This is a genomic window from Sandaracinobacter neustonicus, assembly GCF_006385875.1.
Taxonomy (GTDB): domain Bacteria; phylum Pseudomonadota; class Alphaproteobacteria; order Sphingomonadales; family Sphingomonadaceae; genus Sandaracinobacteroides; species Sandaracinobacteroides neustonicus.
On record NZ_VFSU01000034.1, the window covers coordinates 339598 to 359158 of the forward strand.

Consider the following 19561-nt stretch of genomic DNA (forward strand, 5'->3'; position numbering starts at 1 on the left):
CACCGCGCCACAGCGTCGCAGGCAATCGAATCTGGTCACGTCCACGACGTGGGGGTTCAGGCGCTACACCACCTCAGAGGGTGCAGGGATATCATTTCCCTGCCCGCCGGAGGCAAAAAACCGCGGGCCGACGGGCTCCAAGGGCAAACCCCTTGGCCGACGCGGCACGCAAAAGCCGCCGCCCGTCGCCTCAGCGCATCCGGATTACCTGCACAGACCGGTTCGAATTCTCCGGCTGCAGCCGGTAGCTTCCCATGGCGCCGCGTTTCACGGCCACCTTGGTGCCCACCTTGGCGTTGGGCAGATTGAAGCCGTCAGCTTGCCGCCACATCTGGCCGTTGTCGAGGATGAAAACGGGTTTGCCGGACGCGTCGCGCAGGATTTCGCTGATGCTGGCGTCGACGGATTTCACTTCGGCTGCGCTGTCTGCCTTGCCGAAGCTGGCCTTGCGGGTTTCTTCCGCCTGTACGGCGGCGGCGGTTGCGGCGGCCGCCGCGGCGGCGGCTGCGGCCTGTTTCGCTTTCGCGGCTTCGGCTTCGCGCGCTTCGCTCACCCGCCGGGCGTCGGCGGAGATTGCCTTCACCACCGAATCATAACAGGCGAGTCGCTTCGCATCGTCCGGCTCGGCAGAGCAGCCGATCAGCTTGTCGGGCACTTGCGCGCCAGCCGGAGCGGAGAGCAGCAAACCGGCACCCAGCGCTGCAACCAATATTCGCATCGACAGTTATCCTTCCACGTGCCACCCACTATCGGCGCACCCACCATAGGCCTCCGCCCCCAATCGACAAGAGCATCGATCCCATGACCAGCCTTTCAGACACCCTCGCCCATGCGGAATTGCTGGAGGCGTTGAGCCCTGCCGTGCGCGCGGCCGGTGCGCTGATCGAGCAACTGAAAGCGAACGGACTTGTCCAGCGAGACAAGGCGGACAAATCGCCCGTAACAGAGGCCGACGAGGCAGCAGAGCAGCTGCTGGAGGCCGCCATCCGCAAGCTGGAGCCGGACGCCGTGATCGTGGGCGAGGAAGCCGTGGCGGCGGGCACGATTCCCGATGCCGCCGCGCGCTTCTGGCTGATCGACCCGCTGGACGGCACCCGTGATTTCGTGGGCGGCGGGCTGGATTATTCGGTGAATGTCGGGCTGGTCGAACAGGGCGTGCCCACCGTTGGGCTGGTGCTCCACCCGCCCGGCGGAACATTGTGGACAGGCGCGGCGGGCCTGGGCGCGTGGAAGGAAGGCCCGACGGAGCCGCGCCATGCCATCCGCACCCGCCCGCTGCCCGCGGCTGCACCGCGCATCGTCACCAGCCGCTCGCATCTGGATGATCAGACGAAGGCATGGGCGGCTGCCTGCCCGGGGGCGGAAACCCATCCGTCCGGCTCCAGCCTGAAATTCTGCCTTCTCGCCGAAGGTGCGGCCGATGCCTATCCGCGCTTCGGCCCAACCTGCGAATGGGATACGGCGGCTGCCGACGCCATCCTGCGGGCGGCGGGCGGCACCATGCTCGGCCCGGACGGTGCGCTGTTCAGCTATGGCAAACCGCGCTACCTGAACGGCGGCTTCCTTGCGCTGGGCGATCCTTCGGCCGTTGCCCGCCTGCCCGCCTTCCCCGGCTGAAGCGGGTTAACTGCCAGCAAGGTTAATATTCTCACGATTGTCGGCAGATTTGACAGTGTCCGCGCAAAAACCGTCGATTGATGCTGTTCCGCCCGCTTGGCACGCATCCTGCAAATGCCTGCCCGGAGGCCATGCATCTGCATGGACACGAAAGGGTTGGATACAATGATCAAGATGATTCTGGCAGGCGCGAGCCTCGCCCTGATGGCGGTTCCGGCTTCGGCGGCTGTAAATCTCGTGCAGAACGGCAGCTTTGAAACTGGCCTGTCCAACTGGACGATCGGCGGCTCAGACGATGCCAGCAAGACCGGCGGCGGCAAGGACCCCGTCGCCATCACCTATGGCGCGGCGCAGCCCTATCCCGTGGGCGCTTATGGGGAAGCCGTTCCCGTCGCCAACGCCCCCACCAGCAGCCCGGACGCCGCAGGCAGCCATGGCGCCTATTTCGTCACCGATTGGGCGACCAACCAGTCGCTCACCCAATCCGTCTATCTGGCGGCGGGCAATTACGAGATCGGCTTCTCGCTCTATGCCCCCGGCAACGGCTACGGCAACGCGGGCGACGCCAGCTTTTCCGGTACCATCGCCGGCGTGACGCTGGTGAACCGGCTGGTTTCGGAAGGCCCCAAGCAGGCGTGGGAAGCCTTTTCCGGGAACGCCACCGTGGTGTCGTCGGGCTGGTATGATGTCAGCTTCGTGTTCAACACCGGCTATCACCCGTCGAAGGATGTGGTGATCGATCAGGTCTATATCATGTCCTCGAAGGATGGCGGCACGGTGATCCCGGGCGTGCCGGAACCGGCGACCTGGGCGATGCTGATCGCGGGCTTCGGGCTGGTGGGCGCCGCCGCGCGCCGCCGCCGCCCGATTGTCGCTGCCTGAACAAACACCCGGCGGGAGCATCCCGCCGCGTTCACCAGACCCAGCAAGGGGAACGGTCGGGAGCCAGTCGGACTCCCGGCCGTTTCTCTGTGCCAGCTACTTTCTCGCCCGGACGTTCGGGCAAATTGTTTGTTAACCCTTTTCATGGCATAATCGCCCCCGTGGTTTGGGGGGTGGCGTATGCTGGACCCGGGGCAACAGCAGGCAACGCAATACAGCGCGTTCATCAGCTACAGCCGACGGGATTCCCGGCAGGCGCGCTGGCTGCAGACGGCGCTTGAATCCTATCGCATGCCGCAGCGGCTGGTGGGCACGCCCACGCCGCTTGGCCCGGTGCCGGGCCGGTTCCAGCCGGTGTTTCTGGATCTCTCCGAACTCACCGCAGCGCCGGATCTGCTGAACGAGCTGGCGCAGGCGCTGGCGGCCAGCCGCTACCTGATCGTCCTGTGCACCCCGAACGCGGCGCACTCCGAATGGGTGAACCGCGAAATCACGCTGATGCAGGAGACGGGGCGCGGCGACCATATCCTGACGGCGCTGTTCGAAGGCGACGAACATTCGGCTTTCCCGCCCGCCCTCCTGAACATTGCCGGAAACCACCAACCGCTCGCCGCCGATTTCCGAAAGGAGGGAGACGGTCGACGGCTCGCCCTGCTGAAGCTGGTGGCCGCCATGTCCGGCGTGGGGCTGGGCGAACTGGTGCATCGGGAGGAAAACCGGCGAACCCGGCGGCTGATGGTGGTGGCCACCGCCTGTCTCGCGGGGATGGCGGCATTCGGCGGCATCAGCCTCTATGCCATGAACGCGCGCGCGCAGGCGGAAGCCGAGAGGCGCAAATCGGAAGCGATGGTGAACAGGCTGGTCACCGATCTGCGCGGCGCGGTGAAACCGGCGGGCAATCTTGCCATGCTGGAACAGGTGAATGAAGCTGCCGTCTCCTATTTCCGGGGCCAGTCCTTGCAGAACATGCCGGATGCCGCGCTGGCAACACGTGCCCGGCTGCTGATCGCGATGGGAGACGATGCCGCCGCGCGCGGCGATTTCGTGACGGCACGCGGCCATTTCGAGGAAGCCGCCCGAACCACCGCCGCCCGCCTTGCCGCCGCGCCAAATGATATCCAGCGCGTGTTCGATCATTCGCAATCGGAATATTGGCTGGGCCACTCCGCCTGGAGCGCGGGCAACCCGGTGGCCGCGCGCAAGGCGTGGAACGAATATGCGCGGCTCGCCAACCAGCTCGTCGAAGCGCAACCCGCCAGCGCGGCCTGGCATCTGGAGGCGGGCTATGCCCAGAGCAATCTGGGCGTGCTGGACCTTCGGCAGAATCTGGATGTCGCGACTGCGGAAATGCGTATCAAGACGGCGCTTCGCCACTATCACGCGGCGCTGGATCGCGATCCGACCAACCCCACCATCCTTACCGACATTGCGGACGGTCTGGCATGGCTGGCAGACAGTCAGCGCGCAGCCGGAAAGCTGGCCGAAGCCCGGCAGACCCGTAAGCAACAGGAACATGTGCTGACAGCCGCCCTGCGTGCTTATCCCGACGATATCGAACTGAAGCGGATACTGGCGGTGAACGCCATGGCAACCGGCCGCATCGAAGACGCCGCCGGGCATCAGCCGGAAGCGCTTGCCCGCTTTCAATTCGCCCGGCAGGCAGCCGCGCGCATGGTTCGCGACGATCCGCGCAACGTCGTTCTTGCGACAACCGAGCGGATGGCCATGCTATGGGAGGCGCGATCCCGGCTGAAGCTGTTGCCGGCTTCCGGCCGGCCCCGGGCGGGCGGATACACGGACGAAATCGGCCGCTGCGCGCAGCCGAAAGACAATTATCCACTCGCCGAAACGGAAGATTGGTGCCGGTTGGTTCACGCCCGGCTGGCACTGATGAACGGGGATCGCGCGGCGGCGCGCGCGCTTCTCGATACGGTCGCGGAAAGCCGGCTGAAGCCCGGCGCGCCACGGCTCTCGGCCCGCTTCGGGCTCGATTATGCTGGAGAAATCAATGAGTTGAAACATATGGAGGCCAACAGGCCATAGGGAGATAGCCATGATCACCGACGAGCGGACACTCACCACCGACGAAATAGCGCAACTTCAGTCAGATGGCTCGACATGGGCCGCCTCGATCTGGAACCGACCGGACTGGCTGAAAGCCGCGCTGGTCGCCGGAGAGCCCTTCTCCGATGTTTTGCAGGTGCTGTCCCTGCTTCCTGTCTATGATCATCCCGACATCGACAGTTTCATGCACATGGGATTGGTCGACCTTGTGATTGCCGAATTCGATGCGAAATGTATCGGTCGGCACATCCACTTCTATGCGCCCAACAAGCCGGGGGTTCAGGTGCCCATGCCCGCCACACCGGCCGGGGCGATGAAAACCCATTGGGACATGTGGCTGAAGTCGTTCTACGATCCGGTCGGCGGCAGGCAGCGCATAACCGTCCGCATCTATCTGAACGATCCGCTGCTCCGCTTCCTGTGGAACCCCGGATTTCCGATCACCGTGAAAACGCCGCAGGGCCAGACACTCATTTCCAACCCGCGCTTCGATCAGCTGGGTGGGCGCTGGGTCAGCGTCGAATTCCTTTACGAGCCGGGCAACACCGATTTCGATCAGATGGCGGACTTCAACATCGCCCTGATCGTCGATGACAAGCTGCACGAAGGCTATTGTCTGCCGATCATCATCGACCCGCGCTGGGGCAATTGAACGCCTGCCGGGCGTCAGCCCGGCAGCGCGTCCTCCGGGATGGCATAGAGCAAATCCGCCCCGCGCGTGATCGGCCCCAGCAGGGCCGGGGCGGCGGGGAGCAATTGCTCGGCGAAGAAGCGGGCGGTGGCGATCTTGGCTTTCAGGAAGGCCGGGTCGCCCTCTCCCACGTCCAGCCGTCGCGCGGCTTCGGCGGCCTGCCGCGCCAGCAGAGACGCGCCGATGGTCAGCCCGAACATGCGCAGATAGGGGGTCGCGCCCGCCGCCGTGTCAGCCAGCTTGTCGCCCTCGTTGCCGCTGATCCACACCGAGGCCGTCTGCAGAGCCTCGATAGCGTCTTCCAGATAGGGCACCATTTGCCCCAGTTCGCCCGTCTTCGGCAGCCCGCCCACGAAGCTGCGCTCACGCTGCAACAGGCTGCGCCAGTGACGGCCACCGTCCATCGGCAGCTTGCGGCCCACCAGATCCAGCGCCTGAATGCCGTTGGTGCCTTCGTAAATCGGGGCGATGCGCGAATCGCGGTAATGCTGCGCCGCGCCCGTCTCCTCGATAAAGCCCATCCCGCCGAACACCTGCAGCGCAAGGCTCGACATCTCCACGCCGATGTCGGTGGAAAAGGCCTTGGTCACCGGCGTCAGCAGATCGGCCAGCCCCTGCGCTTCCGCCTTCTTCGCGGCGTCCGCCTCGGCATGGGCGCGATCCACCGCAGCAGCGTTCAGATAGGCGATCGCCCGCGCGGCTTGCGTGAACGCCCGCACCGTCATCAGCATTCGCCGCACATCGGCATGTTCGATGATGCGCACCGGCTCGCGCGCGCCGCCGAACTTCGCCGATTGCACCCGCTCGCCCGCGAAGGTCAGCGCCTGCTGATAGGCGCGCTCGGCGATGGCGACGCCTTCCAGCCCCACATTGATCCGCGCATGGTTCATCATCGTGAACATCGCCCGCATCCCGGCGTTCTCCGCGCCCACCAGATAGCCGACGCAATCGTCATTGTCGCCAAAGGCCATGGTGCAGGTGGGGCTGCCGTGGATGCCCAGCTTATGCTCGGTGGAGACCACACGCGCATCGTTGCGCGCGCCCAATGATCCGTCGGCGTTCACAAGGAACTTCGGCACGATGAACAATGAAATGCCCTTGGTGCCAGCAGGCGCATCGGGCGTGCGGGCCAGCACCAGATGGACGATATTCTCCGTCAGATCATGCTCGCCCCAGGTGATGAAGATCTTCTGCCCTTTCACCCGCCATGTGCCGTCAGCCGCTGGCGTGGCGGTGGCGCGCAGCGCCCCCACGTCGGACCCCGCCTGCGGCTCCGTCAGGTTCATCGTCCCCGTCCAGCGCCCCTCGATCAGGGGCGCCAGATACAGCGCCTGCTGCTCAGGGCTGGCATGCGCCTGCAACGCCTCGATCGCCCCCAGCGTCAGCATCGGGCACAAGGAGAACGCCATGTTGGCCGATGTGATCTGCTCCTGCACGGCGGATGCCAGCACGAAGGGCAGGCCCTGCCCGCCATGTTCCGGGTGCGCGCCCAGCCCGATCCAGCCGCCCTCGGCATAGGCGTTGTACGCCTCCTTGAACCCAGGCGGCGTGGTCACCACGCCGTCCACCGCCTTCGAACCGATCTTGTCGCCCACCACGTTCAGCGGCGCGAACAGGTCCGCCGCCAGCTTGCCTGCCTCCGTCAGCACCGCCTCCACCAGATCGGGCGTGGCAGCTTCGAAGCCGGGCAGGGCCTGCAACTCGTCGATGCGGGCGATGGTTTCCAGCACGAAGCGCTGCTCGGCGAGTGGGGGCGTATAAGACATTCGGGGGCACCTGTGTTTCGGGACGGCCCCCGGCTATAGCGGCAGTGATGACGGATTCCACTGCCGAGATCACATATCTGCACCCCGCCGATCCCAACGGCGTGGCCGAAGCCATCGCGCTGATCGCTGCGGGCGGCATCGCCGCGCTGCCCACGGAAACCGTCTATGGCCTCGCCGCGGATGCCGCCAACGGCGAAGCCGTCGCCCGCATCTATGCCGCCAAGGGCCGCCCCGGCTTCAACCCGCTGATCGTGCATGTTGCAGACCGCGCCATGGCCGGCCGCTACGCCCTGTTCGACCCGCTGGCAGACAGGCTCGCCAGCCGCTTCTGGCCCGGCCCGCTCACCCTTGTGCTGCCGCTGATGCCGGACGCCCCCGTCTCCAGCCTCGTCACCGCAGGGCTGCCCAGCATCGCCATCCGCATCCCCGCGCACCCGGTGATGCAGGCGGTGATCCGGGGCCTTGGCCGGGGAATCGCCGCGCCCTCCGCCAACGCGTCAGGACGTCTCTCCCCCACGCGCGCCGCGCATGTGCTGGAAAGCCTGAACGGCCGCATCCCGCTGATTCTGGACGCCGGGCCAACCAGCGCCGGCCTCGAAAGCAGCATCGTCGCCATCGCCAACGGGCAAGCCAGACTCCTCCGCCAGGGCGCCATCGCGCGCGAAACACTGGAAGCCGAGCTGGGCACCCCGCTGCCCGTCGCAGCAGACGCCGAACCCGTCGCCGCGCCGGGCATGCTGCTCAACCATTACGCCCCGCGCCTGCCCATCCGCCTGAACGCCCGCACCGCCACGCCACACGAGTTCCACATCGGCTTCGGCCCCGTCCCCGGCGACGAAAGCCTCTCGTCGGGCGGAAACCTCCCCGAAGCCGCCGCCCGCCTGTTCGACCTGCTGCACAAAGCCGACGCCAGCGGACGCGCCGCCATCGCCGTCGCGCCGGTGCCGAGCGACGGGCTGGGGGCCGCCATCAACGACCGGCTGAAACGGGCCGCAGCCGGGGGGTGAGAGAGGCCCCCACCTCAACAGCTTCCCTCGAAGCGAAGCTGACGCGAAGCCTCAACGAGAGGGGCTAAAAAGTCCGGGGTGCAGGGAGCACGGCTCCCTGCCGGGCTCCAAGGACAAAGCCCCGGCCTTCAATCATCCGGGCCAGTTGCTCACCACGGTCGCCAATTCAGGCCGGGGGCGTTCTTCCAGCGGGCCTTTGGGGGTGCCCAGGAAGAAGAATCCGGCGAGGCGCCCACCCGGGTGGCCGAGGGCCTCTGCAATGCCGGGCAGGAAGGCGGGGGCGGCGGTGAGCCAGTTGCCGACATAGCCCAGCGCATGGGTGGCAAGCAGCAGGTTTTGCGCGGCGGCACCTGTGGAAAGCTGCTGTTCCCACAAAGGAATCTTGCCTTCCTTCGGCGTGGAGACCAGCGCGACCAGAACCGGGGCCTGCTCCGCAAACACGGTCATCGCCTCCAGTTCCATCCGCCCGGCTTCGGGCTTGTCGGCGCGGTAAAGGCGTTGCAGCAGCGCTGCAAAGGCCGCGCGATCACGGATGACCACAAAGGCCCATGGGGCGAGCTTCCCATGATCGGGCACGCGGGCGGCCGCTTGCAGGATGGTCGCCAGTTCGGCGTCAGACGGGCCGGGGGCGACAAGATCACGCGCCTTGGCCGAGCGGCGCGTGAGCAGCAGGGAGATCGTGCTGGAACGGTCGTTGAACTCGGCCATCAGAGCGGTTTGAAGCTGGCGACGGAGCGGCGCTTGCCGCCCATGCCCATCGGCGCGGTGACGTCGGTTTCGCTGGTCTGCGTCGTCAGGACGGGCAGGCCGTTCGCGCCTTGCCGGTAAAGGCTGGTGACATTGAACTTGTTGACGCTGGCGACGATCTTCACCCGGATCGGCTTGGCGGCGAAGATGCGCACTTCGCTCAGCTTGGCACCCTCCATCGTCGCTTCGGCGGACAGGCCTGCGCTGATGTCGCCGCCGGGCGTCACGACCGCGCCTTTGGGCAGGCTGTTCCACAGAAACACGGTCTTGCCGTCCACGTCGCGCCGGCTGCTGGGCGTTCCGCTCAACAGCTTGTGCAGATTGTGGAATCCGGGCGGGTTGATGTTGCCCTTGGCGTGCGCCGCCAGTTCCTCGGGCGTCGGCTTGCGGCCATCGACGCTCAGCAGCGTCCAGTTGCCGGCGGTTGCCGATTTCGGCGTGAAGCGATCCACTACAAGGGCGGGTTCCTTCTTCGGGTCTGCCCTCAGTTCGGCTTTCGTCGTGCGTTCGAAGCCGACGACGGGGGCCTTGGCCGAGTCCGCGATCAACTGTTGCAGCTGCGCGTCGGTGGTGGCGGCAACCGGCGAAGCCGCAGCGATGGCGACGAGCAGGGGAAGAACAGCGCGCATGAACGGCCTTTCGAAAGGATGACGCAAACGGAAATGGCCGGACATCACTGTCCGGCCGATGAACCGCCTCAGCTGTCGAGGAAGCTGCGCATTTTCCGGCTGCGGCTGGGGTGCTTCAGCTTCCTCAGCGCCTTTGCCTCGATCTGCCGGATGCGTTCACGCGTGACCGAGAATTGCTGGCCCACTTCTTCCAGCGTGTGATCGGTGTTCATGCCGATGCCGAAGCGCATGCGCAGCACACGTTCTTCACGCGGGGTCAGGCTGGCGAGCACGCGGGTGACGGTTTCCTTCAAATTGGAATGGATCGCCGCATCCACCGGGATGATGGCGTTCTTGTCCTCGATGAAGTCGCCCAGATGGCTGTCTTCCTCGTCGCCGATGGGCGTTTCCAGCGAGATCGGCTCCTTGGCGATCTTCAGCACCTTGCGCACTTTGTCCAGCGGCATGGAGAGCCGCTCGGCCAGTTCCTCCGGCGTCGCTTCGCGGCCGGTTTCGTGCAGATACTGGCGGCTGGCCCGCACCAGCTTGTTGATCGTTTCGATCATGTGCACCGGGATGCGGATGGTGCGCGCCTGATCGGCGATAGAACGGGTGATGGCCTGCCGGATCCACCATGTGGCGTAGGTGGAGAACTTATAACCGCGCCGATACTCGAACTTGTCCACCGCCTTCATCAGGCCGATGTTGCCTTCCTGAATCAGGTCCAGGAACTGCAGGCCGCGGTTGGTGTATTTCTTGGCGATGGAGATGACGAGGCGCAAATTCGCCTCCACCATTTCCTTCTTGGCGATGCGGGCTTCGCGCTCGCCCTTTTGCACCATGTTCACGATGCGGCGGTATTCCGACAGGTCGACGCCGGTTTCGTGCGCGATTTCAGAGAGTTCGTTGCGGATGCGATCCACGTCGCGGGCTTCGGCGGCGGCGAATGCCGTCCACTTCTTGTCGCGGTTTGCGTTGGCGGCCAGCCAGCCGTCGTCCAGCTCGCGGCCGACATAGCTGTCGAGGAAATCCTTGCGGTTGATCTTGTGCTTGTCGGCCAGTCGCAGCATCTGCCCGCCCAGCGTCATCAGCCGCCGGTTGAAGCTGTAGAGATGCTCCACCAGAAACTCGATCTTGGCGTTGGTGAACTGCACCGCCGCGATCTGCTGGGTGAGGTCCAGCCGCAGCTTCTGATATTTCTTTTCCTCGGCCTTGGGGAATTCCACGGCCGCCGAAACGGATTGCATGCGCAATTGCTGCAGCTTGTGGAACTTGGCGTAATCGGCCTCGATCGCGGCGAAGGTTTCCAGCGCCTGCGGTTTCAGCGTTTCTTCCATGGCGGCAAGGCTCATGCCGCCTTCGTCCTCATCCTCTTCCTGAGGGCGCGGCGCGCGGCGTTCCGTCAGCTCGTCCTCGTCATCGGGCTGGGCGGGGGCTTCTTCCTCCTCGTCCGACTCTTCCTTGAACTGCACGGGCATGTCGCCCTCGCCTTCGTCCTCGCCCTCTTCGGTGGTGGGCTTGGCAAGCATGGCTTCCAGATCGAGGATCTCGCGCAGCTGCATCCGGCCTTCGGTGAGCGCCTTGGACCATTCGATGATGGCCGCAAACGTCATCGGGCTTTCGCACAGCCCGGCGATCATGGTGTCGCGGCCAGCCTCGATTCGCTTGGCGATGGCGATCTCGCCCTCGCGGGAGAGCAGCTCCACCGCGCCCATTTCGCGCAGATACATGCGCACGGGATCGTCCGTGCGGTCCAGCTTTTCCTTGGGGGCAGCAGCAACCGGCGCGGGGCCGATCGGATCGACCTCCACTTCCTCCACAGCCTCTTCCTCGTCGGCTTCGGCTTCCTCGGCGGAATCTTCATTCTCGACGATGTTGATACCCATATCGGACAAAGCCGACATCACATCCTCGATCTGCTCGCTGCTCATCTGATCCTGCGGCAGGGCAGAATTCAGCTCGTCATAGGTGATCCAGCCGCGCTTTTTCGCCTTTGCGATCAGCCGCTTCAGACTTGCCTCGTTCAGATCGATGACCGGTGCGCCATCGGCTTCCGTCTTGTCTCCGCCTTCGCCGTCAAAAGGAGGTTTCGCCATGCCAGTCCTAACCGATATGGGCGCGGAAAGCCGAACTGCCCCCCGCGCCAAGCCCTGCACCGCGGCGGAGATCAGGCCCCGCCATTTTCAATCGCGAGCTTGCGGAGCCTTGAAAACGCCTGCTGCCGTTGTGCGCGGCGCTGCTCCTGCCGGAGAAGCGCGTCCGCAAAGGCTTCATCGCTATCAAGGTTTCGAGGCTCGTCTGCTGCTTGCCGTATGTGGTGCGACTCGGTGACAGACGCAAGTGCAGCCGCGACACGGCCGCGCAAAAGCTCTGCCGAGTCCAGATTTCCGAACAGCGGGGCATGGCCCGCCAGCAATTCACCGGGCGGCTGATGCGCGATCAGCCGGTCGCGCGCGAGCATGTAGCTGGGTGTTTCCAGCGGCAGTTCCGCCAGCGCCTCCACCAGTTCGTCCACCAGTGCCGGGTTCTGGCTGAGCGTCTTCAGCAGCATCGCGCAGGTCTGTTCCTGTTGCGCGGCGGCAGCGGCGCGGGTTTCCGGGCGGGCCGGTTGCAACGGCGGCGGCCCCTGAAAGCCCCGGCGGCGGCCCGGATCGGGGCGAAAGGCCGCGCGCTCCGGCCGGGCGGGGCGCAGCAGCGCGTCGGCGCGGTCCAGCCATGTGCGGAGGTAATCGCGCTTCACGTCCGGGTCGGCGATCTCGTTCGCCAACGCCTTCAGCCGCTGGCGGAATTCGGCGCGGCGCTCCGGCGTGTCGAGCGGGGCGGCATCCGCCTCGCGCTCGAACAGGAAGCGTTCCAGCGGCACGGCGGTGCCCAGCAACGCCTCCACAGCGGCCGCACCGCCGCTGCGCGCGAGATCGTCTGGGTCCTGCCCCTTGGGCAGCGCCACGAATCGCAGCGAGCGGCCCGGACCGATCAGCGGCAAGGCGCGGGTGGCCGCGCGCGACGCCGCGCGCATCCCCGCGCCGTCGCCATCGAAGGCCAGCATCGGTTCCGGCACCAGCTTCCACGCCAGCTGCATCTGATCTTCCGTCAGCGCGGTGCCCAGCGGCGCGACGGCTTCCATCAACCCCGCGCCCGCCAGCCCGACCACATCCATATAGCCTTCCACCACCAGCAGGCGGCCGGATTTGCGCGCGGCAGGTGCGGCGCGGTGGTAATTGTAGAGCAATTTGCCCTTGTGAAAGACGGGGCCTTCCGGCGAGTTTAGATATTTGGGCTCGCCGTCGCCCAAAATGCGCCCGCCAAAGCCCACCGGCCGCCCGCGCGCATCATGGATGGGGAACATCAGCCGCCCCCGGAAGCGGTCATAACGACGGCCTTCGGATTCGCCCGCCAGCCCGGCTTCCAGCATCTGCTCCGGCTCCATGTCGGGGAAGGCGGCCTTCAGATGTTTCGTCAGAGCCTCTTTCGAATCGGGGGCGAAGCCGATTCCGAACAGCGTTTGCAGGGCAGGGGCCACCTGCCGCCGCCCCAGATAGGCACCGGCAGCCGCGCCTGCGGGCGTCGCCATTTGCAGGCGATACCAATCCTCCGTGGCGGCGATCAGCTCCGTCAGCCCCGCGCGCTTCTTCGTTTCCGGGCTTTCGGGGCGCATTTCGGGCACCGTCAGCCCCGCTTCGGCGGCCAGCGCCTTCACCGCGTCCATGAAGGTCAGCCCATCCTGCTCCATCACGAAGCGGATGGCGTCCCCATGCGCGCCACAGCCGAAGCAGTGATAAAAGCCCTTGTCTTCATTCACGTAAAAGCTGGGGGATTTTTCGTTGTGGAAGGGGCAGCAGCCCTTCATCTCCCGCCCGGCGCGCGTCAGCTTCACCCGACGGCCGACGACCGCCGCCAACCCGGTGCGGGCGCGGAGATCGTCGAGGAAGTCGGGCGGCAGGCTCATCTCAGCCCAGCGCCGCCTTCACCATTCCGCTGGCCTTGGACATGTCGATCTGCCCCTGCAGCCGCGCCTTCACCAGCGCCATCACCGCGCCCATGTCTTTCACGCTGGTCGCACCGGCCTCTGTCACCAGTGCGGCGATGGCGGCCTTGGCTTCCTCTTCCGACATCTGCTTCGGCAGGAAGCTTTCGATCACCTCCAGCTCGGACTGTTCGGCGGCGGCCAGTTCGGGGCGGTTGCCTTTCTCGAACATCTCGATCGATTCGCGGCGTTGCTTGGCCATCTTGCCCAGCACTTCCATCACCAGCACATCGTCATCCGCTGGCGCGCCGCCGGTGCGGGCCTCGATGTCGCGATTCTTGATCGCCGCCTGAATCAGCCGGATGGCCGCCACGCGCACGCTGTCCTTGGCCTTCATGGAATCGATAAGGCCTGTCTTGATGTCATCCCGGATCATGTCTGTTCTATTCTCCTTGAAACCCCACATAAGCGCCCGCGCGGCATTGACCAACAGCGCGCACCCCCCTATCGCGGCGCCTTAGCCCGAAACCTGAATTTTAAGGATCTGCCGATGGCCGACGACCCCTCTGCGCGCCAACAATCCGGCGCGACCGGAGTCGTCGTGCTGGCTGATGGAACCCTGTTCTGGGGCCATGGCGCGGGCGCGGAGGGCGATGCCGTCGGTGAACTCTGCTTCAACACCGCGATGACGGGCTATCAGGAAGTGATGACGGACCCGAGCTATGCCGGGCAGATCATTACCTTCACCTTCCCGCACATCGGCAATGTCGGTGCCAATGCCGAGGATATCGAGGGTGTGAACCCCTATGCGCTGGGCTGCGTGATGGCCGAACCCATCACCGCGCCCTCCAGCTTCCGCAGTGACAAGCCGTTCGACCAGTGGCTGGCCGACTGGGGCCGGATCGGCGTGACGGGCGTGGACACCCGCGCCATCACCCGGCGCATCCGCAAACTCGGCGCGCCCAACGCCGTGATCGCCCACAACAAGGATGGCCTGTTCGACATCGACGCGCTGGTGGCGAAGGCGGCCGGCTGGAGCGGGCTGGAAGGCCTCGATCTGGCGAAAGAGGTTTCCTCCACACAGACTTGGGTCTGGGATGAATGCCCGTGGAAGCTGGGCGAAGGCTATCAGCCCGGGGATTTGCCCGCCGACGCCCCGCATGTGGTGGCGGTGGATTATGGCATCAAGCGCGCGATCCTGCGCCAGCTGGTGGATGCCGGTGCCCGCGTGACGGTGGTGCCCGCCATCGCCAGCTTCGACGAGATCATGGCGCTGAATCCGGACGGGCTGTTCCTGTCCAACGGCCCCGGCGATCCGGCGGCGACCGGCGTGTATGCCGTACCGACCATCCAGAAGTGGCTCGCGACGAAAAAGCCGCTGTTCGGCATCTGCCTTGGCCACCAGCTGCTGGGCATCGCCATCGGTGCCAAGACGGTGAAGATGCACCAAGGGCATCGCGGCGCGAACCATCCGGTGAAGCAATTGTCTGACGGGAAGGTGGAAATCACCTCCATGAACCACGGCTTCACCGTGGACGCAGACACGCTGCCCGCCAACGCCCGCGCCACCCACATCAGCCTGTTCGACCAGACGCTCTGCGGGCTGGAACTGACGGACCAGATGGCCTTCAGCGTGCAGCATCACCCGGAAGCCTCCCCGGGCCCGCAGGACAGCTATTATCTGTTCCGGCGGTTTGTGGAGGGGTTGCGGTGACGGGTGCGGGAAAAGCTCTGCTTGCGATGACCGCCCTCCTGTCGGCAACGGCTTGCTCTGCCGATGCGCTTCAATCCTGTGTCGCAGAAAAACTGGAGCCGGGTTTGTCCGTCATTGGTCTGATGAGAAGCGAGAAGCTCGATATGACCAAAGCCCGGCTGGTTACGCAATTGTTTGAAGGCGATGACGCCAAACTTGCCAAGCTGAAGCCGATGTTTGCTTTGACGGATTGGACGTTTGCGTCTGATGGTCCGGGCCGAATGATCCTCAGCGCCCATAGGGTGGTGGACGAATCTTGGGTCAAGGATAGCACGAACAGGATGTGCGCTGCGGCGGCGGCTGCAGAGGTTGTATGGGATGGTTGGGACGTCGACGTCGCAGCCGATGGTGGTCAGAAATGAGTTCTGAAACCATCACTGGCTGTTCGCGATCTTCTCCCTCCCGCCCGCAGGGGGGAGGGTCGGGGAGGGGGGACGCCCTTTCCGCTTATGCCAAGGCCAATCGCCGCCAGCCGACCGAGCCGGAAAAGCGGCTGTGGGCGGCGATCAAGTCCAACCGGCTGAACGGAATCCCGTTCACGCGGCAGGTGGTGGTGGCAGGCTACATCCTCGATTTCGCCACCCGGCGGGAACGCATCGGCATCGAGATTGACGGCCACACGCATACGGATCCTGAGGCCGAAGCCCGCCGCACGGCGGCCATCGAAGCCGAAGGCTACCAGCTGATCCGCTTCCAGAACTGTGATGTGATGGAGAATCTGCCCGGCGTGCTGGCGACCATCGCCAGCACTGTGCCTGCGCCACGGTCCTCCCCCCTCCCCAGCCCTCCCCCCGGCGGGGGGAGGGAGCAGAAAGTGCCCGCATGACCTCGCCCCAAATCGATCCCGAAAAGCTCGCCGCGGAAATCGCGGAGGATGCCAAGATTCTGGAGGCGCTCGCCGAGAATGGCGATATCGCCTCGCTCACCCGCCCCATCGATCTGCACTTCAAGGGCAGCCAGGAAGCCATCGAAGCGCTGGCGGAAGCGTCCGAGGAACTCGGCCTCGAATTCATCGAATTCGGCGAATATGAGGATGGCGACATCGCCGCCGACTTCATCGTGGAAGGCACCACCGAACCCGCCGCCATGGCCGCGTTGACGAAGCGCGCGCTGGAAATCGAACTGGCCTATGGCGTCGAGTATGACGGCTGGGGCTGCGCTGCTGAAACCGGAACTGAAAACTGATGCCCAAGCGGACCGACATTTCCTCCATCCTCGTCATCGGCGCGGGGCCGATCATCATCGGCCAGGCGTGCGAGTTCGATTATTCGGGCACGCAGGCGGTAAAGGCGCTGAAGGGGGAGGGCTATCGCGTCATCCTCGTCAATTCCAACCCCGCCACCATCATGACGGACCCGGAACTGGCGGACGCAACCTATATCGAGCCGATCACGCCCGACGTGGTGGCGCGCATCATCGAGAAAGAACGCCCGGACGCGGTGCTGCCCACCATGGGCGGGCAAACCGCGCTGAACACCGCGCTGGCGCTGGCGAAAGACGGCACGCTGGACCGGCTGGGCGTGAAGCTGATCGGTGCGGACGCGCATGCGATCGAAAAGGCGGAAGACCGGCTGAAATTCCGCGACGCGATGGACAAGATCGGGCTGGAATCGCCCCGCTCCGGCGTGGCGCACACGCTGGAAGAAGCCCTGCGCGAGTTGGAGCATGTCGGCCTGCCCGCGATCATCCGCCCCAGCTTTACCATGGGCGGCACCGGCGGCGGCATCGCGTACAACCGCGACGAATTCATCCGCATCGTGCTGGGCGGGCTGGAAGCTTCCCCCACCACCGAAGTGCTGATCGAGGAATCGGTGCTGGGCTGGAAGGAATATGAGATGGAAGTGGTCCGCGACACGGCGGACAATGCCATCATCATCTGCTCCATCGAGAATATCGACCCGATGGGCACCCACACCGGGGATTCCATCGCTGTCGCGCCTGCGCTGACGCTGACGGACAAGGAATATCAGATCATGCGCAACGCCAGCATCGCGGTGCTGCGCGAGATCGGCGTGGAAACCGGCGGCTCCAACGTGCAGTTCGCGGTGAATCCGGCCGACGGGCGGCTGGTGGTGATCGAGATGAACCCGCGCGTCAGCCGCTCCTCCGCGTTGGCATCGAAGGCGACGGGCTTCCCCATTGCCAAGGTCGCGGCCTTGCTGGCGGTGGGTTACACGCTGGACGAAATCCGCAACGATATCACGGGGGTAACACCCGCGAGCTTCGAGCCGACCATCGATTATGTCGTCACGAAGATCCCGCGTTTTGCGTTTGAGAAGTTCAAGGGCGCGGACACCACGCTGGGCACCAGCATGAAATCCGTCGGTGAAGTGATGGCGATTGGCCGCAACATCCATGAATCGCTGCAAAAGGCGCTGCGCGGCCTTGAAACCGGCCTGACCGGGCTGGACGAGCCGGAGGGCCTTGCCAATGCCTCCAAGGGGGAAATCCTCGCCGCGCTGGGCAAGCGGGTACCGGACCGGCTGCTGATCGCCGCACATGCGCTGCGGGTGGGCATCGTGCCCTCCGAAGTGTGCCGGGTTTCGCATTACGACCCATGGTTCGTGGAGCGGCTGGCCGAACTGATCGCAGCAGAGCAGCAGGTGCGCGACAATGGCCTGCCCACCGATGCGCAGGGCTTCCGCGCATTGAAAGCGATGGGCTTTTCCGACGCGCGGCTGGCGAAGCTGACCGACATTCCGGAAGCGAATGTCCGCGCGAAGCGGCACAAGCTGGGCGTGCGCCCGGTGATGAAGCGGATCGACACCTGTGGCGCCGAGTTCGAAGCGCTGACGCCCTATATGTATTCCACCTATGGCGGCACCGAGTGCGAAGCCGAGCCGTCGGATCGCACCAAGGTGGTGATTCTGGGCGGCGGGCCGAACCGCATCGGGCAGGGGATCGAGTTCGATTATTGCTGCTGCCACGCCGCCTTCGCGCTGGGGCCGGTGGAAAAGGGTGGCGCCGGGTTCGAAACCGTGATGGTGAACTGCAACCCGGAAACCGTCTCCACCGATTATGACACCTCGGACCGGCTCTATTTCGAGCCGCTGACGGCTGAAGATGTGCTGGAACTGCTGCATATCGAGCAGAAGAACGGCAATCTGCTGGGGGTGATCGTGCAGTTCGGCGGGCAGACGCCGCTGAAACTGGCGCGTCCGCTGGAGGCGGCCGGAATCCCGATTCTGGGCACCTCGCCAGACGCCATCGACCTGGCGGAAGACCGCGAGCGCTTCGCCGCGCTGGTGGAGCGGCTGGGGCTGAAGCAGCCCGCGGGCGGCATCGCCCGCAGCCGCGACGAAGCCGTCGCTGTGGCGGAACGCATCGGCTACCCGGTGCTGATGCGGCCCTCTTACGTGCTGGGCGGCCGGGCGATGGAGATCGTGGAAACCACCGCCAATCTGGAAACCTATATCGAAACGGCGGTGAAGGTCTCCGGCGACAGCCCGGTGCTGATCGACCGTTACCTGCGCGACGCCATCGAAGTGGATGTGGATGCGCTGTGCGACGGCGACACCGTGCATGTGGCGGGCGTGATGCAGCATATCGAGGAAGCCGGGGTCCATTCCGGCGATTCGGCCTGCTCGCTGCCGCCCTACAGCCTGCCCGATACCATCGTGGCCGAGATCAAGCGGCAGGCCGATGTGCTGGCGCGCGCGCTCTCCGTGCGGGGCCTCATGAATGTGCAGTTCGCGGTGAAAGACGGCGAGGTTTACCTGATCGAGGTGAACCCGCGCGCCAGCCGCACCGTGCCCTTCGTGGCGAAGGCGCAGGGGCGGCCCTATGCCAAGATCGCCTCGCGCATCATGGCAGGGGAAAAGCTGGCGAGCTTTGAGCTGGAACCGCGTGGCAAAGGCCATATCTCGGTGAAGGAGGCGGTGTTCCCCTTCGCCCGCTTCCCCGGATCGGACCCGGTGCTCAGCCCGGAAATGAAATCCACTGGCGAGGTAATGGGGATCGACAGCGATTTCGCCATGGCCTTTGCGAAAAGCCAGCTTGGGGCGGGCACCGTCCTGCCGATGGAAGGCCGGGTGTTCATCTCCGTAAAAGACAGCGACAAGCCGCTGATTCTGGACGCCGCGCGCGGGCTGGAAGCGATGGGCTTCGAACTGGTCGCCACGCGCGGCACCGCCAAATGGCTGGGCGAACAGGGCGTAGCGGTGGAAACCATCAACAAGGTGCTGGAAGGCCAGCCGCATATCGTGGACGCGGTGACGGACGGCCGCATCGCGCTGGTGTTCAACACCACCGAAGGCGTGCAGAGCCTGAAGGATTCGGAAACCATCCGAACCGTGGCATGGGCGCGCAAGGTGCCGATCTTCACCACGGCGGCGGCCTCCGTCGCCAGCGTGAAGGCCATCGCCGCGCTGAAGGCCCGCGCCATCGAGGTGAAACCGCTGCAGGCGCATCACGCCTGCTCTTAAGGAACTGGCAGGCGCACCACTCCGACTGAGGGGGGGCA

The 19561-nt window shown here is 65.3% G+C and carries 17 protein-coding genes; 10 read left to right on the forward strand and 7 right to left on the reverse strand.

From position 1 onward, the window contains the following. Positions 1-190 precede the first annotated feature (190 nt). Positions 191-718, reverse strand: coding sequence for a hypothetical protein (locus FJQ54_RS16850; RefSeq protein ID WP_140929566.1), 528 nt, complete (start codon positions 716-718; stop codon positions 191-193). 83 nt (positions 719-801) lie between these two features. On the opposite strand from FJQ54_RS16850, the gene FJQ54_RS16855 reads away from it, so the two are divergent. The 4 genes from FJQ54_RS16855 to FJQ54_RS16870 all read left to right on the forward strand — a co-directional run bounded on the left by FJQ54_RS16855 (position 802) and on the right by FJQ54_RS16870 (position 5215). After that, on the forward strand, positions 802-1617 hold the full coding sequence (locus tag FJQ54_RS16855; RefSeq protein WP_140929567.1) for a 3'(2'),5'-bisphosphate nucleotidase CysQ family protein: 816 nt from the start codon (positions 802-804) through the stop codon (positions 1615-1617). A gap of 165 nt (positions 1618-1782) precedes the next feature. Then, positions 1783-2499, forward strand: a complete 717-nt coding sequence (locus tag FJQ54_RS17890) for a PEPxxWA-CTERM sorting domain-containing protein (RefSeq protein ID WP_235890511.1) — start codon at positions 1783-1785, stop codon at positions 2497-2499. A gap of 180 nt (positions 2500-2679) precedes the next feature. After that, positions 2680-4542 carry a toll/interleukin-1 receptor domain-containing protein gene (locus tag FJQ54_RS16865; protein WP_140929568.1) on the forward strand — a complete coding sequence of 621 codons (1863 nt, stop codon included), beginning with the start codon at positions 2680-2682 and terminating at the stop codon, positions 4540-4542. Positions 4543-4552: 10 nt separating this feature from the next. Next, positions 4553-5215: a hypothetical protein gene (locus FJQ54_RS16870; RefSeq protein WP_140929569.1), complete on the forward strand. Its 663-nt coding sequence runs from the start codon at positions 4553-4555 to the stop codon at positions 5213-5215. 14 nt (positions 5216-5229) lie between these two features. Here FJQ54_RS16870 and FJQ54_RS16875 read toward each other — a convergent pair whose 3' ends face one another. Then, positions 5230-7020 (reverse strand): acyl-CoA dehydrogenase, encoded by a 1791-nt coding sequence (locus tag FJQ54_RS16875; protein WP_140929570.1) that lies wholly within the window; start codon positions 7018-7020, stop codon positions 5230-5232. Between the two features lie 47 nt (positions 7021-7067). Here FJQ54_RS16875 and FJQ54_RS16880 point away from each other — a divergent pair, with 47 nt between their 5' ends. Then, entirely contained in the window at positions 7068-8027 is a 960-nt protein-coding gene (locus tag FJQ54_RS16880; protein ID WP_140929571.1) for an L-threonylcarbamoyladenylate synthase, read from the forward strand. Positions 8028-8159: 132 nt separating this feature from the next. On the opposite strand, the gene FJQ54_RS16885 is transcribed toward FJQ54_RS16880, so the two are convergent. From FJQ54_RS16885 to FJQ54_RS16905, 5 genes are all read right to left on the reverse strand, one after another. Then, positions 8160-8735, reverse strand: coding sequence for a nitroreductase family protein (locus FJQ54_RS16885; RefSeq protein ID WP_140929572.1), 576 nt, complete (start codon positions 8733-8735; stop codon positions 8160-8162). Then, positions 8735-9403 (reverse strand): hypothetical protein, encoded by a 669-nt coding sequence (locus FJQ54_RS16890; protein ID WP_140929573.1) that lies wholly within the window; start codon positions 9401-9403, stop codon positions 8735-8737. The genes FJQ54_RS16885 and FJQ54_RS16890 overlap by 1 nt, the downstream gene beginning before the upstream one ends. Before the next feature lie 68 nt (positions 9404-9471). Beyond that, a complete protein-coding gene (rpoD, locus tag FJQ54_RS16895) occupies positions 9472-11478 on the reverse strand; it encodes an RNA polymerase sigma factor RpoD (RefSeq protein WP_140929574.1) in 2007 nt (668 codons plus the stop codon). A gap of 71 nt (positions 11479-11549) precedes the next feature. Beyond that, the gene (gene dnaG, locus FJQ54_RS16900; RefSeq protein WP_140929575.1) at positions 11550-13328 is read right to left on the reverse strand and encodes a DNA primase; all 1779 of its coding nucleotides are present in this window, start codon (positions 13326-13328) and stop codon (positions 11550-11552) included. A 1-nt stretch (position 13329) separates the two neighbouring features. Beyond that, positions 13330-13782 (reverse strand): GatB/YqeY domain-containing protein, encoded by a 453-nt coding sequence (locus FJQ54_RS16905; protein ID WP_140929576.1) that lies wholly within the window; start codon positions 13780-13782, stop codon positions 13330-13332. A 114-nt stretch (positions 13783-13896) separates the two neighbouring features. On the opposite strand from FJQ54_RS16905, the gene carA reads away from it, so the two are divergent. Genes carA through carB form a run of 5 tightly spaced genes read left to right on the forward strand, consistent with a single transcriptional unit; the run spans position 13897 to position 19523 of the window. Continuing rightward, complete coding sequence (gene carA / locus FJQ54_RS16910) at positions 13897-15060, forward strand: glutamine-hydrolyzing carbamoyl-phosphate synthase small subunit (protein WP_140929577.1); 1164 nt, start codon at positions 13897-13899, stop codon at positions 15058-15060. 26 nt (positions 15061-15086) lie between these two features. Further along, the gene (locus FJQ54_RS16915; RefSeq protein ID WP_140929578.1) at positions 15087-15461 is read left to right on the forward strand and encodes a hypothetical protein; all 375 of its coding nucleotides are present in this window, start codon (positions 15087-15089) and stop codon (positions 15459-15461) included. Beyond that, positions 15458-15925, forward strand: coding sequence for an endonuclease domain-containing protein (locus tag FJQ54_RS16920; RefSeq protein ID WP_140929579.1), 468 nt, complete (start codon positions 15458-15460; stop codon positions 15923-15925). The genes FJQ54_RS16915 and FJQ54_RS16920 overlap by 4 nt, the downstream gene beginning before the upstream one ends. Next, positions 15922-16284, forward strand: coding sequence for a ribonuclease E inhibitor RraB (locus FJQ54_RS16925; protein WP_140929580.1), 363 nt, complete (start codon positions 15922-15924; stop codon positions 16282-16284). The genes FJQ54_RS16920 and FJQ54_RS16925 overlap by 4 nt, the downstream gene beginning before the upstream one ends. Beyond that, on the forward strand, positions 16284-19523 hold the full coding sequence (gene carB / locus FJQ54_RS16930) for a carbamoyl-phosphate synthase large subunit (protein WP_140929581.1): 3240 nt from the start codon (positions 16284-16286) through the stop codon (positions 19521-19523). Before FJQ54_RS16925 ends, carB begins: the two co-directional genes overlap by 1 nt. The last annotated feature ends 38 nt before the right edge of the window (positions 19524-19561 follow it).

Excerpts from the sequence above, each read along its gene's own strand:
- FJQ54_RS16885 (WP_140929572.1), bottom strand. The coding sequence starts at position 8,735 with ATGGCCGAGTTCAACGACCGTTCCAGCACGATCTCCCTGCTGCTCACG.
- FJQ54_RS16890 (WP_140929573.1), bottom strand. The coding sequence starts at position 9,403 with ATGCGCGCTGTTCTTCCCCTGCTCGTCGCCATCGCTGCGGCTTCGCCG.
- FJQ54_RS16915 (WP_140929578.1), top strand. The coding sequence starts at position 15,087 with ATGACCGCCCTCCTGTCGGCAACGGCTTGCTCTGCCGATGCGCTTCAA.
- carB (WP_140929581.1), top strand. The coding sequence starts at position 16,284 with ATGCCCAAGCGGACCGACATTTCCTCCATCCTCGTCATCGGCGCGGGG.
- FJQ54_RS16865 (WP_140929568.1), top strand. The coding sequence starts at position 2,680 with ATGCTGGACCCGGGGCAACAGCAGGCAACGCAATACAGCGCGTTCATC.
- FJQ54_RS16925 (WP_140929580.1), top strand. The coding sequence starts at position 15,922 with ATGACCTCGCCCCAAATCGATCCCGAAAAGCTCGCCGCGGAAATCGCG.
- rpoD (WP_140929574.1), bottom strand. The coding sequence starts at position 11,478 with ATGGCGAAACCTCCTTTTGACGGCGAAGGCGGAGACAAGACGGAAGCC.
- FJQ54_RS16855 (WP_140929567.1), top strand. The coding sequence starts at position 802 with ATGACCAGCCTTTCAGACACCCTCGCCCATGCGGAATTGCTGGAGGCG.
- FJQ54_RS16920 (WP_140929579.1), top strand. The coding sequence starts at position 15,458 with ATGAGTTCTGAAACCATCACTGGCTGTTCGCGATCTTCTCCCTCCCGC.
- carA (WP_140929577.1), top strand. The coding sequence starts at position 13,897 with ATGGCCGACGACCCCTCTGCGCGCCAACAATCCGGCGCGACCGGAGTC.
- FJQ54_RS16870 (WP_140929569.1), top strand. The coding sequence starts at position 4,553 with ATGATCACCGACGAGCGGACACTCACCACCGACGAAATAGCGCAACTT.
- FJQ54_RS16850 (WP_140929566.1), bottom strand. The coding sequence starts at position 718 with ATGCGAATATTGGTTGCAGCGCTGGGTGCCGGTTTGCTGCTCTCCGCT.
- FJQ54_RS16880 (WP_140929571.1), top strand. The coding sequence starts at position 7,068 with ATGACGGATTCCACTGCCGAGATCACATATCTGCACCCCGCCGATCCC.
- FJQ54_RS16905 (WP_140929576.1), bottom strand. The coding sequence starts at position 13,782 with ATGATCCGGGATGACATCAAGACAGGCCTTATCGATTCCATGAAGGCC.
- dnaG (WP_140929575.1), bottom strand. The coding sequence starts at position 13,328 with ATGAGCCTGCCGCCCGACTTCCTCGACGATCTCCGCGCCCGCACCGGG.
- FJQ54_RS17890 (WP_235890511.1), top strand. The coding sequence starts at position 1,783 with ATGATCAAGATGATTCTGGCAGGCGCGAGCCTCGCCCTGATGGCGGTT.
- FJQ54_RS16875 (WP_140929570.1), bottom strand. The coding sequence starts at position 7,020 with ATGTCTTATACGCCCCCACTCGCCGAGCAGCGCTTCGTGCTGGAAACC.